The 19,356-nt window shown below is 42.2% G+C and carries 11 protein-coding genes; 7 read left to right on the top strand and 4 right to left on the bottom strand.

Annotated elements, in window-relative coordinates; all coding sequences use genetic code 11:
• Positions 1-32 precede the first annotated feature (32 nt).
• The gene (locus ACYQ0C_RS17470; RefSeq protein WP_016277736.1) at positions 33-1,391 is read right to left on the bottom strand and encodes a sulfatase family protein; all 1,359 of its coding nucleotides are present in this window, start codon (positions 1,389-1,391) and stop codon (positions 33-35) included.
• A gap of 281 nt (positions 1,392-1,672) precedes the next feature.
• Here ACYQ0C_RS17470 and ACYQ0C_RS17465 point away from each other — a divergent pair, with 281 nt between their 5' ends.
• The 4 genes from ACYQ0C_RS17465 (at position 1,673) to ACYQ0C_RS17450 (ending at position 9,242) form a co-directional block, all read left to right on the top strand.
• On the top strand, positions 1,673-2,677 hold the full coding sequence (locus ACYQ0C_RS17465; RefSeq protein WP_016277735.1) for a glycoside hydrolase family 43 protein: 1,005 nt from the start codon (positions 1,673-1,675) through the stop codon (positions 2,675-2,677).
• Positions 2,678-2,746: 69 nt separating this feature from the next.
• On the top strand, positions 2,747-4,210 hold the full coding sequence (locus ACYQ0C_RS17460) for a glycoside hydrolase family 140 protein (RefSeq protein ID WP_016277734.1): 1,464 nt from the start codon (positions 2,747-2,749) through the stop codon (positions 4,208-4,210).
• Between the two features lie 99 nt (positions 4,211-4,309).
• The gene (locus tag ACYQ0C_RS17455) at positions 4,310-7,636 is read left to right on the top strand and encodes a DEAD/DEAH box helicase (RefSeq protein WP_032942051.1); all 3,327 of its coding nucleotides are present in this window, start codon (positions 4,310-4,312) and stop codon (positions 7,634-7,636) included.
• Between the two features lie 85 nt (positions 7,637-7,721).
• Complete coding sequence (locus ACYQ0C_RS17450; protein WP_016277732.1) at positions 7,722-9,242, top strand: M48 family metalloprotease; 1,521 nt, start codon at positions 7,722-7,724, stop codon at positions 9,240-9,242.
• A gap of 118 nt (positions 9,243-9,360) precedes the next feature.
• On the opposite strand, the gene ACYQ0C_RS17445 is transcribed toward ACYQ0C_RS17450, so the two are convergent.
• The 3 genes from ACYQ0C_RS17445 to ACYQ0C_RS17435 form a co-directional block, all read right to left on the bottom strand.
• Positions 9,361-10,836, bottom strand: a complete 1,476-nt coding sequence (locus ACYQ0C_RS17445) for an MFS transporter (protein WP_016277731.1) — start codon at positions 10,834-10,836, stop codon at positions 9,361-9,363.
• Positions 10,837-11,055: 219 nt separating this feature from the next.
• Positions 11,056-12,012 (bottom strand): 5-dehydro-4-deoxy-D-glucuronate isomerase, encoded by a 957-nt coding sequence (gene kduI / locus ACYQ0C_RS17440; protein WP_025076659.1) that lies wholly within the window; start codon positions 12,010-12,012, stop codon positions 11,056-11,058.
• Between the two features lie 18 nt (positions 12,013-12,030).
• A complete protein-coding gene (locus ACYQ0C_RS17435; protein ID WP_016277729.1) occupies positions 12,031-13,422 on the bottom strand; it encodes a PTS galactitol transporter subunit IIC in 1,392 nt (463 codons plus the stop codon).
• Positions 13,423-13,711: 289 nt separating this feature from the next.
• Between ACYQ0C_RS17435 and ACYQ0C_RS17430 the strand changes: the two genes are divergently transcribed.
• The 3 genes from ACYQ0C_RS17430 to ACYQ0C_RS17420 all read left to right on the top strand — a co-directional run bounded on the left by ACYQ0C_RS17430 (position 13,712) and on the right by ACYQ0C_RS17420 (position 19,355).
• Positions 13,712-14,941 (top strand): glycoside hydrolase family 88/105 protein, encoded by a 1,230-nt coding sequence (locus ACYQ0C_RS17430; RefSeq protein WP_016277728.1) that lies wholly within the window; start codon positions 13,712-13,714, stop codon positions 14,939-14,941.
• 14 nt (positions 14,942-14,955) lie between these two features.
• Positions 14,956-15,906: a pectinesterase family protein gene (locus tag ACYQ0C_RS17425; protein ID WP_025076658.1), complete on the top strand. Its 951-nt coding sequence runs from the start codon at positions 14,956-14,958 to the stop codon at positions 15,904-15,906.
• A 218-nt stretch (positions 15,907-16,124) separates the two neighbouring features.
• Positions 16,125-19,355 (top strand): SusC/RagA family TonB-linked outer membrane protein, encoded by a 3,231-nt coding sequence (locus tag ACYQ0C_RS17420; protein ID WP_175271099.1) that lies wholly within the window; start codon positions 16,125-16,127, stop codon positions 19,353-19,355.
• The last annotated feature ends 1 nt before the right edge of the window (position 19,356 follow it).

The following is a 19,356-nucleotide window of genomic DNA, read 5'->3' as shown; positions in this document are numbered from 1 at the left end:
CTTTTTTATCAGTTCCGCTTTTGCCGTGGAGGTTATTCCGGGATATATTTAGCTTTGAAACGGGTTGCTTTAGAGTGATGTCTTTCCATCCATTCATTTAATAGCCAGCGATGTTTTTTCACTGTTTCCTTGTATTTTTTCTCAATGGCAAGATTACGCATTTCTCCTCTGTCATTCTCCATATCATACAGTTGTTCGCGGTTGCGTCCTGTGTCGTACAGTACGTATTTATATCGGTCGGTACGTACCATCCATCCCAGTGTGCCTGCCGTTTGTGCAAAATTGGTTTCTGTCACCACATACGGTCTGTGTGCTTCCAGTTCATTCCCTTTTTCCACCAGGGTACGAAAGCTGACACCGTTTCTTCCCTGAGGAACGTCGATTCCTGCCCAGTCGCAGATGCTTGGCATGAAATCCACACCATTGTTGATTAATTGAGGCAGTACTTTTCCGGCATTCTTGCCTTGAGGAAGACATACGATAAACGGGACGTTGATCACTTCTTCATATAATGCAGTCTTTTGATTCCATTGATGTGCGCCGCATCCGTCTCCGTGGTCACTGGTAAAGATAACGACTGTATTATCCCATAGTTGCTGATTGTCCAGCTCTTTCATTATTTTTCCTATTTCTGCATCTACTGTTTCTATCAGCCGATAATAAGCATTGCGATAACGCCGCCAGTTATCGGGAGTGTAATGAGTCGTAGGGTAGAGTCGGTGGTTGCGCTGTTTTTCGAATGCCAGTGCATCGGCGTCATAAGGGTTGATGGCGAAATTGGCCGGTAATCCCGGGCAATTTTCCAAAGCCGGTTCTTGGAAATTGGCAAATGGCGGGTTCTGGTGCCGGGCATATTCGCAAATGTTATGTGGGTTATCAAAAGAGGCTACCAGGAAGAACGGCTTGTCGGGTTTGCGTTGCAGAAACGAAACACATGCTTCGGCCAGTCCGAAATCATTATGTCCATGCAGGTTTTCGAATCCGAAAGCCACCTTGTCAGGTAAAGAATTGGTGTTGACATGCCATTTGCCGGCATAGGCACATTGATATCCGGCGGTACTGAGTAATGTTCCCAGTGTTTCGGTGCGAAGGGCGTCCGGCATGGGCGTCTCGTTTTCTTCCAGTCCCACTTCTGTCGGGGTATAGCCGGTGAACATGGAAGCCCGGGACGGACCGCTGAGAGGCAGTGAACAATAAGCGTTTTCAAAACGTACTCCCCGTTCTGCCAGTTTGTCCATGTGTGGGGTGTGTAGGTCGGCATTTCCGGCGCAACTCATGGCTGTAGCGGTTTGTTGGTCGGTCATGATATAAATAATGTTCGGGCGTTGTTGCGCAAGGGTTGTTAGTGGCAACATGGCACTGCAAATAACGATGGGGTTTAAATGTGTCATAATAGGGTTGTTATTTTTCATATTATAAGGGTATCCGGATGCTTTGATGGAATTTTCCTACTACAAAAGTAGAGCTTTTTGATGAATGTGAAAGATGATATTGTGTTTGTGTTATTCAAAAATGGTGGATGATGAATTAATCTTGTGCAATGAACTGATATTTTTGTGCAATCGTTTCATTTAAAGAAGGGTGCTTTAATTAGGAGGGAAAAATAGAGTACATATCCGTTGTAACTCCGTCTTTTCAAATAATGAAATCATAATAAATAAAACAGCATGCTATGAAATTATTTTTTTCTTTCGTATTTGCCTTACTGGCTTTTACAGCTTGTACAAAACCCGAAAAGGAAGTCTATATCTTCACTTCTCATCGTGAACCGGCATTGGACGGGTTACATTATCTTTACAGCTATGACGGTTATCATTGGGATAGCATCGCAGGTTCATGGCTGAAACCGGAAATAGGAAATAAGACTCCTTATTATAATTATTTCACCAAACAGACCGAAGAACAGAAATACGCTCCGAATTCGATGATGCGTGATCCGTCCATGACCCAAGGTCCGGATGGAACTTTCCATCTGGTGTGGACAATCAGTTGGAATGGAGAACAAGGATTTGGTTATGCCAGTTCTAAAGACTTGATTCATTGGAGCGAACAACGCGAAATCAAAGTGATGAAAGACTCTTTGACTAACAATGTGTGGGCACCGGAAGTTTTCTATGATGATGAAAAGGGACAGTTCATTGTTGCCTGGTCCTCTGCCATTCCGGTAGAGAGATATACGGCAGCCGATAGTTTGGGAGCTAATAAAAGTCACCGTGCCTATTATACCACGACCAAGGATTTCCAAACGTTTACTCCGGCAAAGTCGTTTTATGATCCGGGATTTAATTCGATTGACGGATTTATCGTAAAGCGTGATAAAAACGACTACGTATTAATTATAAAAGACAATCGCAAGCCTGGTTACAGTGATTTGTTCTGTGTATCCGGACCATCGGCAGAAGGGCCTTATGCTGATCCGTCAGCAAAATTTGCACCGACTTATTCGGAAGGTCCGTGTGCCGTGAAAGTAGGTGATGAATGGTTGATTTATTTTGATGTTTATCGGGAAGGACGGTTTGGAGCCGTGTCTACAAAAGACTTCAAGAACTTTACTCCCATTGACGATCAGATTTCTATTCCCCAAGGACATAAGCATGGCACTATCCTAAAAGTTCCCGAATCAGTTTTGTTGAACTTGAAAGCGGAGGAAGCTAAAAGATTCCCTCAAAAAGACTAGTTATTACCCAGAATTGTCTGCTTGAATAAGTTACTTTGGGCTTTTGAAATTTATAAGATGAATGCACACATGAAAAACAAAAATCTAGTATTATTATTCCTTCTTCTGATGGTGGAAGGAGGGTTGCTTTCGGCAGTAGCACAGAGCAAGTCGCCGGTTTATAAGCCTTGGAGTCACGGCCAGTTAAAAGTAAGTAGTGAGAATCGTTACCTGATGAATGCGGACGGAACTCCTTTTTTCTGGCTGGGAGATACAGGGTGGTTATTGCCCGAGAAGTTGAATCGGGATGAGGCCGGCTATTATTTGGAGCATTGCCGCCACGCAGGTTTCAATGTGGTACAAGTACAGACTATCAATGGAGTGCCTGCCATGAATTTTTATGGTCAGTATTCCATGATAGATGGTTTCAATTTTAAGAATATAGACAGAAAAGGAGTTTATGGGTATTGGGACCACATGGATTATATTATTCAGAAAGCTGAGCAGAACGGCATTTATATCGCGATGGTATGTATCTGGGGAGGTCTTGTGCGTTCCGGAAAGATGAATGTTGAAGAGGCCAAGGCGTATGGCCGATTTTTAGGTGAACGATATAAAGATGCTCCTAATATCATTTGGGTAATCGGTGGAGATACTTATGCTGACCGGAATACTGAGATTTGGGAGGCGTTGGCGAATAGTATTCTTGCTGTGGACAAGAATCATATCATGACCTTTCATCCGTTTGGCCGTACATCCAGTGCTACCCATCTGAATAATAAGGAGTGGATGGATATGAATATGTTCCAGAGCGGGCACAGACGTTATGGCCAGAAAAAAGGAGATGGTGATACTTCTGTTACGGGATTGGAGGAAGACAATTGGCGTTATGTAGAAGATGCTTTGTCCATGACTCCACTGAAGCCTGTGCTGGATGCAGAACCCAGCTATGAAGGTATTCCTCAGGGATTGCATGATCCTGCCCAGCCACGCTGGCGTGACTGTGATGTGAGACGCTATGGATATTGGTCTGTCTTTGCGGGTTCTTGCGGACATACATACGGACATAATAATATCATGCAGTTCTTGAAACCGGGTACACCCGGTGGGTATGGAGCCGATGGAATAGAGAAACCTTGGTACAAAGCGATGCAGGATCCCGGCTTCAATCAGATGAAATATTTGAAGAATCTGATGTTGACCTTCCCTTATTTTGACCGTGTGCCGGATCAAAGTGTCATTGCCGGAACGAATGGGAATCGTTATGACAGAGCCATTGCGACTCGCGGAAAGGATTATTTGTTAGTCTATAATTACTCCGGAAACCCGATGTCTGTTGACTTGACTAAAATCAGTGGTGCAAAAAAGAAAGTATGGTGGTATAGTCCTAAGGATGGAAGACTTTCTTTTATAGGAGAGTTTGACAGTAAAATTACTCCTTTTACTTATGACGGCAGTTATAACCGGGATAATGACCAGGTATTAATTGCGGTAGATTCAAGCAAGAACTATATTTCTACCGGATGGCTGGAACTTCCTATGGTAAATCAATAGCGTTTTTTGAGGAATACCGTCCCAATGTCTTATTCAGTCTTAACCATCCTATTCTTCATGCCGCTATTCTATAAATAATAAATTGTGTATCTTTACGGCATGAATGAAGAGATAGAAGAGTATTACGAAGAGTTATACAGGCTTTATATAGATGAAAACCAGTCATTGGGACGCCGTTACAGACAATTGCGTGAATCATTGGAGCGTGTGGTGCGTGAACGGATGCAGGGAAATAGTTTGCAGACCACTGATTTGGCCGCCCGTATTAATTATGTAGCCACTCAATATGGGCTGGATCTGAAAGAGCAGAATCAGTTACATACTTTTCGCCTGACCTCCAATGATATTTTGAACCATCGTAAGTCTCCTGTAAAAGAAGAGTTCCTCCGTGATTTGCGTGCAGTGGCATACGCATATAGGAAGATGTTTGCACAAGATATTCCATTGAAGCTGTTCTCGGTTCTTCCCAAGCAGGAAATAGCATCTTCAGGGAAAAGAGAAAAGATGGAATACATCCGCCGCATCCGTGTATGCTTTGATTATGCCGATGATACCTATTTGTATGTACATCCTGTAGATGTAATAGCTGATGAACCTATACGGGTGGTTTATAATAAACTCGGTATAAATCATGAATTTGAAGAAACCATAAAGGAACTGTGGCGGTATGCCCAGCTTAATCTGCTGGATGTTTCTGTAGATAGGGAAGGAATTTATACCCCTTCTTTTATTGTATTGGAACCGGATTATTTGATAGATATCAGCACACTGGCGGAATGTTACAAGGATTATGGCAGCCATCCGGCAAACTATTTTTTGAGCCGGCTGGTGCCGATTGATAATGCCCGGCCTTTGTTGCTGGGAAATATAGCCAATCTTTTTTTGGATGAATGGATACATGCAGGGGAGGAGGAGCCGGACTATATAGACTGTATGAAGAAGGCATTCCGGCAGTATCCCATCGAACTGGCCGCTTGTGCCGAACTTCGTGACCCGTCCAAAGAGAAAGAGTTTGCCAAGGATTGCCGGATGCATTTTGAGCATATACGGGATATGGTACAACATACTTTTCTGGAACCGGGCTATGATTTGAATAAAAAGGACGCTGTGCTGGAACCGTCTTATATTTGTGAAGCATTGGGCATTCAGGGGCGTTTGGACTATATGCAGCGGGATATGAGCAGCTTCATCGAAATGAAATCGGGAAAAGCGGATGAATTCTCCATGCCGGGAAAAGTGGAACCCAAGGAAAACAATAAGGTTCAGATGCTGCTATATATGGCAGTGTTGGAATATAGCATGGGACAGGACCGGCGACGTATGCATCCCTATTTGCTTTATACCCGTTATCCTTTATTGTATCCGGCCAGGGCATCGTGGGCTCAGGTAAGGCGGGTGATCAACTTGCGTAACCGTATTGTTGCTGCCGAGTATGGGGTACAATTCCATAATCATCCTGATTTTACACGCAACTTGTTGGCACAAATCAATCCGGAGGTGATGAATGAAAGAAAACTGCGCGGCAGATTTTGGGAACAATATTTGAAGCCTTCTATCTCGCGTTTTCGGGAGAAACTGTCGGCGTTGGAACCTTTGGAGCAGGCCTATTTTTATACGCTTTATAATTTCATTACAAAAGAACTTTATACCTCCAAATCGGGAGATGTAGATTATGAAGGACGTGCAGGGGCTTCAGCTCTTTGGCTGAGTACACTGGATGAGAAACGTGAGGCGGGGGAGATATTATATGATTTGCAGATAATGGAAAATAGGGCATCACAGGCTCATAAGGCTTATATACTTTTGTCTATTCCGCAATATGATGAAATGTTCCTTCCCAATTTCCGTACAGGAGATGTGGTTGTGTTGTATGAGCGTAATAATGACTTGGATAATGTGACCAATAAAATGGTTTTTAAGGGTAACATTGAGCAGATTACAGATACAGAATTGCGTATCCGTTTACGTGCCACTCAACGTAATGCTTCTGTTTTTCCTCCGGAAAGCCGTTATGCTGTAGAACATGATACGATGGATACTACATTTCGCAGTATGTATTTGGGACTCTCCGCTTTTCTGGATGCGAATGCGGAAAGACGGGAATTATTGCTGGGACAACGGCCTCCCCGCTTTGATTCATCTTTTGATGAAGCTATAGCGCTGACCGATGATGATTTTGAGAGGGTGGCGTTGAAAGCTGAGGCGGCCCGTGATTATTTTCTTCTGGTGGGACCTCCCGGAACAGGAAAGACTTCAAGAGCGTTGCGTAGAATGGTGGAACATTTCTATGCGGCATCATCTATGCAGATATTGTTACTGGCTTATACCAACCGGGCTGTTGATGAAATTTGTCAGTCACTGTCCTCTATCACTCCCGGTATAGATTATATACGGGTGGGAAGCGAACTTTCCTGTGATGTACGTTTTAGAGGGCATCTGTTGGAGAATATATTGGCGGAATGTAACAGCAGGCGGGAGGTGAATATCCGTATGACAGATTGCAGGGTGTATGTCGGTACCGTGGCTTCTATTGCAGCGAAAGCCGAACTGTTTAAATTGAAGCGTTTTGATGTAGCCATAGTGGATGAGGCTACCCAGATATTGGAACCCCAATTGTTGGGCATTTTGTGTGCCAGGTTTGCTGATGAAAGAAATGCAGTGGGTAAATTTATCCTGATAGGTGATCATAAACAGTTGCCTGCCGTCATTTTGCAGAACAGCGGACAGTCTGAAGTGCATGATGAGGGACTTAGGGAAGCCGGACTTTTTAATTTAAAAGATTCTCTGTTTGAGCGGCTTTATCGTTTCCAGCTGAAAGAAAAATCTCCTCAAGCGGTAGATATGCTTTGCCGTCAGGGACGTATGCATCCGGGAGTAGCTTTTTTCCCGAATAAAGCATTTTATGCCGGAAAATTGGAGGCTTTGGGATTACCTCATCAGTTGGAGCACATAGAAACTCCGGTACGGTTTATTCCTTCGGAGCAGGATTTGGAAAGTATCTCCGGAAAGACAAACAGGCATGAGGCGAGGATTGTCACCGATCTGGTCAGGGAGGTATATCTTCTTTATAAAGAGACTTTCAATCCGAACCGCACATTGGGAGTTATTACTCCTTATCGAAGTCAGATAGCTTTGATACGTAAGGAACTTCAGACATTGGGTATTCCGGCTCTGAATGAGATTTCCATTGATACGGTGGAACGGTATCAGGGTAGTGAACGAGATGTCATTATTTACTCTTTTTGTGTGAATCACCTCTATCAATTAAGGTTTCTTCCCAATCTGACAGAAGAGGACGGCGTGCAGATTGACCGTAAGCTGAATGTGGCCTTGACCCGTGCCCGCAAACAGCTTTTCATCACCGGAGTACCTGAGTTATTGAATCATAATCCTATCTATCATTGTTTGTTGGAAACCATTTATTAGGAAAATCCCTATTCAGATATAGGGCTTTTCCTTTTAACGTATCTTTTTCCCTCCTTATTTTTGTAATATAAAAAAATAAGGCACTATGAAACGATTCATTCTTTTTCTTACATTTTTATGCATTGGATGCGGAATTATGTTTTCGCAAAGTAAGCAATTGAGTCCTATAGTAAATATCAAAGGTGTTTTTAAAACAGAATACCAAAATATTAAAAAAGGAACTCCGTTTGTTTTGCAACAAGTTGTTAAGTTGAAGAAAGCTCCCGAACAGGGAATGTCCCGGACACAGGCTGTATTGGTAGCCGATGGCATGCAATTAGGATTACCGATGAATATGCTTAATATCGTTGCTTTTCAACCGGATGATAAAAATTCGTTCTGGCAAAGCAGGCAACTTTCCAATGACTTGATTTCTTATTATGAGAAGAAAGGGTATCAGGAAGCGATGCGTAAAGATCAGGCACAGGAAGCGAATGATTATTTGAAAGAATTGGAGCAGTCTAACCTATTTTATGAGGATGCGGCAGTAGAGGATTATCTACAGTGTCTGTTATTGTCTATTGCTCCCGATCAGATGGCTGTAAACCGGGAGGGGATACCACAAATTCGTATCTTGAAGTCTCCAACGCCTGATATGCTGATGCTGGCTAATAATTGCTTGCTGGTTTCGACCGGTATGTTGACAACGCTGGATACGGAAGAGGAATTATATGCCATGCTTTCCCGTGAAGTAGCACATTATGTATTAGATCATGCCATTATCACAGTGAACAAGAATATAGCCCGTGCCAAACGAGCTGAGTTTTGGGGTGCCGTAATGGATGGAGTGGTAGCCGCAACGGAAGAATATTTGTATGAACGCTATGATTATTATGAACCCGGATTGATATTTATTACGAATGATATTGTACAGGCATTGGTGAATGATCATATAATGAACCGCATGGGGCTGGATTATACAGAAAAACAAGAAAAGGAAGCAGATAAAGCCGCTATAAGTTTTATGAGTCTGATGGGTAAAAACCGGGAAGCATTAGTTTCCGCATTGACAAAAATAGAGACCTTTTACAGGACTCAAAAAGATGTGGAGGCTTTGTCCAAGTATGGGGCGTATGGTTCTTTGTCCAAGAGGTTGGACAGAATGGGAACTGCGCCGATATTGGATGAGGACCGGAATTATTTGAAGAAAATATCGGGTGTGGTGAGTTATGAAGCTGCAATGCAAGACTATAATAAAAACTATAAGGAGTCGAGACGGTTGGCTATGAAGAATATAGATAATGGCATGGCTTGCTCGGATGATTACTTGATGGTGGCTCGTAGTATTATGAAACTCTCGAACACACCGGAAGCGAACAAGGAATGTGAGTCTTATTTGAATAAGGCGGATGAAATTTCCAAAGTTACCAATTTGAATATCTGTAAAATGAAGATTCTATTGTTGCTCAGAGAGAATAAGCAAATGGACGCTGTAGGTCTTCTTCACCAATATCAAGGATTATTAGATGCTATGTTTCAGCAGCCGCATACAGAAAAAGATGCCCAGTGGATAGTGTCGGAACACACTTGGGCAGAGAAATTATTGGATAGAACCTATATTATGTAGATAGATAAATAATCGGTTCGTACCGTTGGTTACACAATCTTGCCTGCAACACTAAAACTAAACAATTCACCACAGAATACCCGTATGTGTAATCTGTGGTGAATCTTTTTAATGATGCTTATGCATCTACCGGTTTATATTTGGGAACCAATGCTTTCATGATAATCCAGCCGATCAGATAAGCTACGGCACATACACAGAATATGATGAAGTAGCCGGCAGGTTTTCCTTCAAATCCCATAAAGGTCATATTCGTTTCTGCTGCATAGTCGAACAGTCTGCCGGAGCCCATATTGATACAGAAAGAACCGATACCGCCTGCCATACCACCGATACCTACGATAGTGGCGATGGTGCTTTTGGGGAACATATCTCCTACTACAGAGTAAATATTGGCAGACCATGACTGGTGTGCCGCACCTGCAATACCGATAATAATGATAGGATACCAATAGGAATAATTGCCTAACGGCTGGGCAAACAACGCCAGTAATGGGAACAAGGCAAAGATAAACATGGCTTGCATACGGGCTGCATACGGATTCTTACCTGTTTTGTTAATGATGATCGTAGGCAGCTTACCACCGTAAATAGACAGCATGGTGATGGCATATAACACGAAAATCAACATTTGTGCAGTCGTTGTATCTGAGGCGAAGCCATATACATCCGAAATATATGCCGGAGTCCAGAACAGGAAGAACCACCATACCCCATCGGTCATGAATTTGCCGACAAATACGGCCCATGTCTGGGGAAATTTGAAACATCTCAAGAATGAAATCTTCTTGTTGTCAAAGTCATTGGCGGCAGCTTGCTGTTCTGCGGATTCTTCAGGATTGTTGTTGTCTTGTTCGATATACTCCAATTCGGCAGCATTCACGCGAGGGTTGGCATTTGGTTTCTTGTAGAGGAACATCCAAAGTCCCATCCAAATGAAGCCTAAACCACCGATAACGATGAAAGCCATTTCCCATCCGTTACCTACACCGATGCTTTGGAAATAACGTGCCAAAGGAGGAATCGTGATTGGAGCGGCCAAGGCGCCTACAGTAGAACCCGCATTGAAAATGGAAGTGGAGAATGCACGGTCTTTCTTGGGAAAGTATTCGGCGGTAACTTTGATGGCAGCAGGGAAGTTTCCTGCTTCACCTACTCCCAATACAATTCGGGCGGCAATGAAATAGTACACACTGGTAATGGCAATGGTTGAAGCGACGGCACCTGTTGCCGAAATCATTTCTTCTGCATTATGAATGCCTAATGTCTCTTCGGTAGCCCAGCCGCATAATGCATGAAGGCAAGCTCCGGCAGACCATACGGCAATAGCCCAAAGATAACCTTTCTTAGTACCCATCCAGTCGATGAAACGGCCGGCAAACAGGTTGGCTATGGCATATACTATTGAGAAAATGGCTGTGATATCTCCGTAATTTGAATCCGTCCAGTGAAATTCCGGAGCAATGAAATCTTTCCAGGTTAATGAAAGCACCTGACGGTCGAGATAATTGACTGTAGTGGCAAAGAATAGCAAACCACAAATGATCCATCTGAAGCTTGTCATCTTTCCACCTACTTTTTGAAATGTACTCATGATAATAGATTTAATTATGTTTTTCTTATGAGACGTAAAAATAACCATTCTGTACCTATTCACAATGTAAAAATTGGCGGAAAGCCTGTATAAATCGGTATCAATGGTGGGATTTCTAAAAAAATCATTCCGAATGTTGCAAAAAGCCTGAAAACAAGGTGATTTCTTGCAACATTCAGAATGATAAGAGTTAATGAGCAATGGTGTGCACCATTTTGCTTATTTCATATCCGTGTATTTTATTTCATCCTTGTCACTGTATTTCAGGTTCTCACCTCCCATACCCCAGATAAAGGTATAGTTGCTGGTACCTGCGGCGGCATGGATAGACCATTCGGGAGAAGTGATGGCTTGTTCATTGTGCAACCATACCAGACGCTCTTCTTGCGGTTCGCCCATCAGGTGGCAAATGGCATTTCCTTCGGGCAGGTTGAAATAGAAATAAGCTTCCATGCGGCGGGTATGTGTATGGGCCGGCATGGTGTTCCATACAGAACCCGGAGCCAGTTCGGTAAGTCCCATCTGCAATTGGTTGGTACCACCGTTTTTCACTCTTTCCAGTACATCTTTTACAATTAACTGGTTTACAATACGGTCGTTGCTGTCTTCCATCTTTCCATAATGATCCGAAATAGCCAAAGCATATTGTTTGGAATTTGCTTTTTGAAGCTTGGCGTCGGTAGTGATCAACTGGGTAACGTATGGTTTGTAAGCCGGTGCCGAATTGATATAGAATTTGGCCGGTTTGGCAGCGTCATTGCTCTTGAAAGTCACTTCTTTATTGCCGCAACCTACATAGAGTGCTTCCTTATATTTCATAGGATATTCCTTACCGTCTACCGTAACCACGCCATCACCACCTACATTGATAACACCTAGTTCGCGGCGTTCAAGGAAGTAAGTGATTTCCGGACCCAGTTCGCGGAAAGTCTCCAGTTTCAGCACTTTGTTCACCGGCATGGCTCCTCCGTAGATAAGACGGTCGTAAAGGGTGTATGTAACATTGATTTCATCCGGTGCCATCACCTTTTCCATCATAAAAGAACTACGCAGACGTTCTGTGTTATAGTGTTTTACATCTTGCGGATGGCAAGCGGTCTGTACTTTGTAATTCACTTGAGCTGAAGCTGCCAGGGCAGAAACACTCAGCATCATTGCAATCGCTAATTTTTTCATAATGATTATCTTTAAATTTTAATTTTTCATTGTTCTCTGGTATTTAATGATGGAACGACGGTTCAGCACCATTAAGAAAAGTGTAATCAGTACCAAAATTCCGGAACCGATCCATTTGAATGAATAAGTCAAATGGAAGATAGCCCATGAGAAAGGACTTGAAGCGAAATCCAGCGCACCGCCTTCAAAACCTGACGGGATGTTTACGGCGGCATCTTGTGTCTTGGTATATACATCGTGAGCTGCTTGGGTAAAGTAAGGTGCCAGGTCGGTTACAAAATACAGACCGATGGCCAGCACTACAAAACCAATGATGAAGGTCTTTACCACATTTCCTTTGGTGATAGGTAATACCAATGGAAATACATAGAACATACCTGCTAATGAAGCCAATGGCAGGAACTCATTGCCCGGAAGCACCACTGCCAATAAGATGGTTACAGGGATTAACAACAAAGATACAACTAAGGTAGCCGGATGTCCGATCACCAAGGCGGGACTCATTCCGATATTCAAACCTACGGCGCCTTTGAACTTTTTGGCAATCAGTTCACGGGTAGCGTCCGAAATGGGCTTCAACCCTTCGATGAACAGGCTGGTAATACGGGGGATCAGCTCCATTACCGCTCCCATCTTGATACCTAAACCTAGAATATAAGGAATCTTGTCTATTATTTCTTGCCCGTTCTTGCAAGATAATGCACCGATGCCACATCCTACCAGAATACCTAAGAAAAGGGGTTCGCCTAACAAACCGAATTTCTTCTTCATACCTTCTGCGTCAATGTTCAGCTTTTCAAATCCGGGAATTTTGTCCAGTACCTTATTTATAATGAGAGCAAATGGTACGAAGCCCGCACAAAAAGGCTGCGGAATGGAAATCCCTTCCATTTTATCATAGAAACCTTGGAATTTGTCTGCTGTGTAATCTGCCAGAATTAATGTGATGATATAACAGATAACGGCCGCAAAGAAGCCCCACCAGATATTATCTGTCGCAAAATAAACTACGGCTCCGATGAAAGCGAAATGCCAATAGTTCCATAAATCAATGTTAACCGTACGGGTGGTTTTTGTCAATAACATTAAGATATTGACAGCCAGACATACCGGAATGATGAATGCACCCACAGAAGTGTTATAGGCCACGGCTGCCGCAGCAGGCCATCCCATATCAAAAACTTTCAGTTGCAGGCCATATATTTCGACCACCTTGCTTAAGGCCGGACCCAAACTGCTGGTCAGAAGTGCAGTGACTACTGATAAACCAACGAAACCAACCCCTACCAGCAGACCGCTTTTTAATGCCTTGCTGAATTTGATCCCGATACAAACGCCTAAGATTGTAAAAATTATAGGCATCATCACCGCTGCTCCTAAACCGATGATATAACTAAAAACTTGTTCCATTCTCTTGTGAATTAATAGTAAATGACTGTGTTTTCTACAATAGTATAAATTAAAAACTGCCCCAAAAATAAAACCTTTTCTCAACTTATCAAACCTGAAAGGCATAATAATTAGTAAAAAGGCAATTTTTGAACGATTTTTATCGTTATCGTGCACAAAAATAACTGTTCCCGCACACGAATACCAAATAATACACTTAGTAGGTTGAAAAGTGCACACCGTTTTTCAAGGAAAATGCTACTTTTGTTTCCTGAATGAAATAGGTCTAATACTAAAAATAAACGTCTTCATGAAAAAGAATTCTATTTGTAAAATTATTGTGTCCGGTTTGTTTGTGGCTGCACCCTTGATGGGTATGGCTCAGCAGGTTTGTGGTAATAAGCCTTGGTCTGTACGTATGGCGGAATCAGAGATGGTACGTTGTCCCGAATCCTGGCAGTTGGATTTTCAGACCCGTCTGAAGTGGGATTACTGTCATGGCTTGGAACTTCAAGCTATGCTGGATGTATATGATGCATACGGTGATAAGAAATTTTTTGATTATGCGGTGGCTTATGCCGATACGATGATTCATCAGGATGGTTCTATCGAAACTTATAAACTGGAGGAATATAACATTGACCGTCTGAATTCCGGCAAGATGCTTTTCCGTATTTACGAGCAGACTAAGGACGAGAAATACAAAAAAGCATTGGATTTATTGCGCAGTCAGTTGGATACGCATCCCCGTAACGCCGATGGCGGTTTCTGGCACAAGAAGATTTATGAGAACCAGATGTGGCTGGACGGGCTTTATATGGGACAACCGTTCTATGCGGAGTATGCTTACCGTAACAACCGTGTGAATGATTATGCTGATATTATCAATCAGTTCGTCACAGTGGCCCGCCATAATTATGATCCGAAGACTGATTTATACCGTCATGCATGTGATGTGAGCAAGCGTGAAAAGTGGGCGGACAAGACTACCGGATGGTCACAGCATTGCTGGGGACGTGCCATGGGATGGTACGCGATGGCTTGTGTGGATGTGCTCGACTTTATACCGGAACACGAAGCCGGACGTGAGTCGGTTATCGAAATATTGAATAAACTGGCTGCCCAGATTAAACGTACCCAGGATCCTGCAACAGGAGTCTGGTATCAGGTGATTGACAGAAGCGGGGATGAAGGAAATTATCTGGAATCCTCTTGTTCTACCATGTTTGTATACACTCTGTTGAAGGCGTTGCGTAAGGGGTATATCTGTCCTTCGTACATGGAAGTGGCCAAGAAAGGGTATGAAGGGCTTCTGACCCAATTCATAGAAGTGGACAATAAAGGTGTGGTTTCTATCACTAAAGGGTGTGCCGTTGCCGGTTTGGGAGGCAAGCCGGTGTATCGTACCGGAGATTATAATTATTATATAACTGAAAAAATACGTTCTAATGATGCGAAGGCGGTAGGCCCGTTCATTATGGCCAGTCTGGAATGGGAGCGTTTGTTTCAGAAAAGCAGTTGTGGAACTGCATGTAAATAACAGGAGGTGAGATGATGAGAAAAGTTTTAGGATTATTGCTGTTGTTAGTCGCTGTTAGCGGAACATGGGCTCAGGAACGCCGGGATACCCTTGTTGTTTCACGCGATGGAACGGGGGATTTCCGTACTTTGCAGGAGGCTGTGGAAAGTGCTCGGGCTTTCATGGATTATACTGTTACGATCTATGTGAAGAACGGAGTATACAAGGAGAAAGTGATTGTTCCTTCATGGGTGGAAAATATAGATATCATAGGTGAAGATCGTGATAAGACGATTATAACTTATGATGATCATGCGAATATAAATAAAATGGGTACTTTCCGCACTTATACGGTGAAAGTGGAGGGCAGTGACATCACTTTTAAGAATCTGACTATTGAGAATAATGCGGCTCAGTTGGGACAGGCGGTGGCTCTGCATACGGAAGGTGACCGTTTGAAATTTATCAATTGCCGTATTTTGGGTAATCAGGATACTATTTATACCGGTGCTAAATTTACCCGCCTTTATTTTAAGGATTGTTATATCGATGGTACTACAGACTTTATTTTCGGTCCTTCCACCGCTTTGTTTGAAAATTGTATGATCCACAGCAAACGCAATTCGTATGTAACGGCTGCTTCCACTCCGAAAGAGGCTAAATATGGATATGTTTTCAAACACTGTAAGCTGACGGCAGAACCGGGAGTGGATAAAGTGTATTTAGGTCGTCCTTGGCGTCCATACGCTTATACCTTATTTATAGAATGTGAGTTGGGCAAGCATATTGTTCCTGCCGGATGGCACAATTGGGGCAAGCAGTCCAATGAAGAAACAGCCCGTTATATGGAATATAAAAATACCGGTGAGGGCGCAAATGTTTCAGAAAGGGTAGCGTGGAGCAAACAGCTGACAAAGAAAGAAGCGGAGGCGGTGACGGTCGATGCTATTTTTGGTACTCAAAGTAATTGGAACCCAATAGACTAGATTGAATTTATAATTGCTTGAAGAGGAGACTTCTACGTTGGTGGAGGTCTCCTCTTTTTGTTGTGTTGAATAATTGGAAGTCGTGAAAAATGCCTAATAAATCCACATAAAAAGATAAAAACTACACATGAAGGTAATGTTATATTCTTAATTTTGCAACGGTGAAACTAAGGTCAAAACCTTAAAAAAACATTTTAATAACTATAAAAACACATCTTATGAATCTAAAAGAATTAGCTAGAAAAGCTGTCTCAACTCTCTTTTTGAGTATGCTTTGTTTGGTTGCTTTTGCCCAAACCGCAACAGGTTTGGTGAAAGACAAAACAGGCGAACCTATGATTGGTGTGAATGTACTGGTAAAAGGAACAACCAATGGTACAATCACAGATTTCGATGGTAAGTTTTCAATTCCGGATGTTCCGAGTAACGCTACTTTGGTGGTTTCCTATATCGGGTATCTTACTAAAGAGGTGAAAACCGGAAAAGACTTGGTTATTGTATTGGAAGAAGATAACAAGACTTTGGATGAAGTCGTTGTTATTGGTTATGGTACGGTGAAAAGACGTGATTTGACAGGATCTGTCGCTTCTGTTACCGGTGAAAAATTAGCGGCTAATCCGGTTGCCAATGTTGCACAGGCTTTACAAGGACAATTGCCCGGTGTGAGTGTGACTTCACAAGACGGTCGTCCGGGTGCAGGTATGTCTATCCGCATTCGTGGAGGTGGTTCTATCACTCAGTCTAATGATCCCTTGTTTATTGTAGATGGTGTTCAAGTTAGTGGCATTGATGATATTCCTGCTGACAATATCGAAAGTATTGATGTGTTAAAGGATGCTGCTTCTACAGCTATTTATGGTGCTCGTGGTGCTAACGGTGTAATATTGGTTACTACAAAGGGCGGCAAGGATGGCCGGGTCTCTGTCAAGTATAATATGTATTATCAGATGAAGGAGAATCCGAAATTATTGGAGACTATGGATCCTTATGACTATGTGTATAATACATGGGCATATATGAAGAGTCTGGGAGATTCTTATGGTGATGGAGTTGCCAGATATTTTGGATTAGGATCCAAGTACGGAAATCATTTGAATGAATATAAAAATATGACCACTCATAATTATATAAATGATTTGATGCAGACTGCGTCATCTTGGAATCATGATGTATCTTTATCTGGTGGTACAGATAAAACTAAGTTTTATTCATCAGTGAACTATATGGATGATGAAGGTATCCGTGTGAAGTCTGGTTTCCAGCGTTGGAATGCGAATTTCAAATTGACGCAAAAGATTAATAAAAAGTTAACTGCGGATTTTGACTTGCGTTATAGTGAAATAGAAGTAAATGGATCTGGTTTTGGTAATGCAACCTCTGCTTACACTTATCGTCCTGTGGATAATCCTTTGGGTGATGCTTCTTTTACTGCTGGATTTGGTCAAGGTGATACAAATATGGAAGAAACTAGTAATCCTTTGTATTACTTGAATACTGTAGATTATATAAAAAACATGTACCGTATCCGTGCAAAAGGTGCTTTAACTTGGAATGTTATTAAAGGTTTGACGGCAAAGACGGAGCTATCGTTAAATCGTAATTGGAACCAAGAAAAGACATGGAATGCAGGACAGACAGAAAAAGATAATAGTTCTGCTAAATTGAAGAAAAGTGATGGTTACGGTGTGCGTTGGGCAACTACTTTGAATTACGAAGTACAGGGGCTTGGAGATGATCATAGTTTGTCTTTCTTGGTTGGTAATGAAGTCTTGGCATCAAAATCGGATTATACTGAAATCTATGGTGTAGGGTATCCTAAAGGATTTACTATGGATGATGCGTTTGGTATGATTAATATGACTACTCCTTCATTGGGACAAGATTATTTTAAGGGTGAGATAGGTACTCCTAACCATACTTTGTCATGGTTTGGCCGTGCTAATTATTCTTATAAAGGCAAGTATCTTTTGACTGCTACATTCCGTGCCGATGGTTCTTCTAAATTTGCACCTAGTCACCAGTGGGGATATTTCCCGGCAGCAGCGGCAGCGTGGAGAATTTCAGATGAAGCTTTCATGGAAAACACAAGAGACTGGTTGGATAATCTGAAACTTCGTGTATCGTATGGTACTTCTGGCTCGGATAATATTGATGCTTCTTTATGGAGAGAGACCTGGAAGACCAAACAGATAACAGTGGATGGTGAAAAAGTAACCACTTATGTACCGGGTGACATGAAGGGAAATCCTGACTTGAAATGGGAAACTACTATCAGCCGTAACTTAGGTGTTGATTTTGGTTTCTTTAATAACTGGGTTCGCGGTAGCTTGGATTATTATTGGAATACGACAAAGAATATCTTAATGAAAGTGCCTATCGACGCAGCATCCGGTTATAGCTATCAGTTCCAGAATGTAGGTAAAACTTCAAATAAGGGAATTGAATTGGCTTTAGGCTTTGACATTGTTCGTGGTAAAGATTTTAATTTAGGTGTAAACTTGACTTATAATTATAACAAGAATAATATTGATGAACTGATGGACGGAGTCTTGGCGGATACGAGAGCTATGAATGATTGGGGTTCATCTATGGCTAAGCCTGCTTATGATTATATTATCCGTGAAGGTCAGCCTGTAGGTACGATCCAAGGTTTTAAATCAGAAGGATATTATACGATTGATGATTTTACTTATGCAGATGGTAAATACACATTGAAACCGGGTGTTCCTGATATTCAAGGTATTGTGAATTATCCGGATGGAGTTAAAGGATTGGCAGCGGATGGACAAACTGCTATACCGGGTATGCCTAAATTTGCAGATACAACAGGTGATGGTGTTGTGGACGAGGATGACAAAACGATTATCGGTAAGGCTATGCCACAGCATACAGGTGGTTTTACAATTAACGGAAATTGGAAGGCAATCGATTTTTCTGTAGGCTTTACTTATCAGATTGGTGGCGATGTGTACAATGCCAATGCAATGCACTCATTGATGGGAAATAAAGATAATTCCGCTGGTCAGAACCGTTTGAAGTTTGTTTCTGAAACTTTCAAATATTATGATGTTGATGCAAACGGTGACTTGATGCTGGTGAAAGATCCTACAGCTTTGGCGACTCTTAATGCGAATACAAACTACAGTTCTTTCTTCTCTGAATATGGAATCGTAAGTTCTAAGTTTATTGAAGATGCGTCTTATTTGCGTCTGAATACATTGACAGTAGGTTATACTTTCCCGAAAAATTGGATGAATAAGATTGGATTGCAGAATGCACGTGTGTATTTTACAGGAAGCAACTTGTTCTGTATTGACGGATACTCTGGTATAGATCCGGATGTCAACACGAAGACCGATGGTAAGGATGGCTTCCCTACACCTTATTTTGATTACCAGTCTTATCCTAAGGCTAGAACTTATACCTTTGGTGTTAATTTAACTTTCTAAT

Source organism: Phocaeicola sartorii JCM 17136 = DSM 21941 (genome assembly GCF_054653615.1).
The sequence above is the reverse complement of the archived record's forward strand: the minus strand, read 5'-3'. Positions and strand labels throughout refer to the sequence as shown.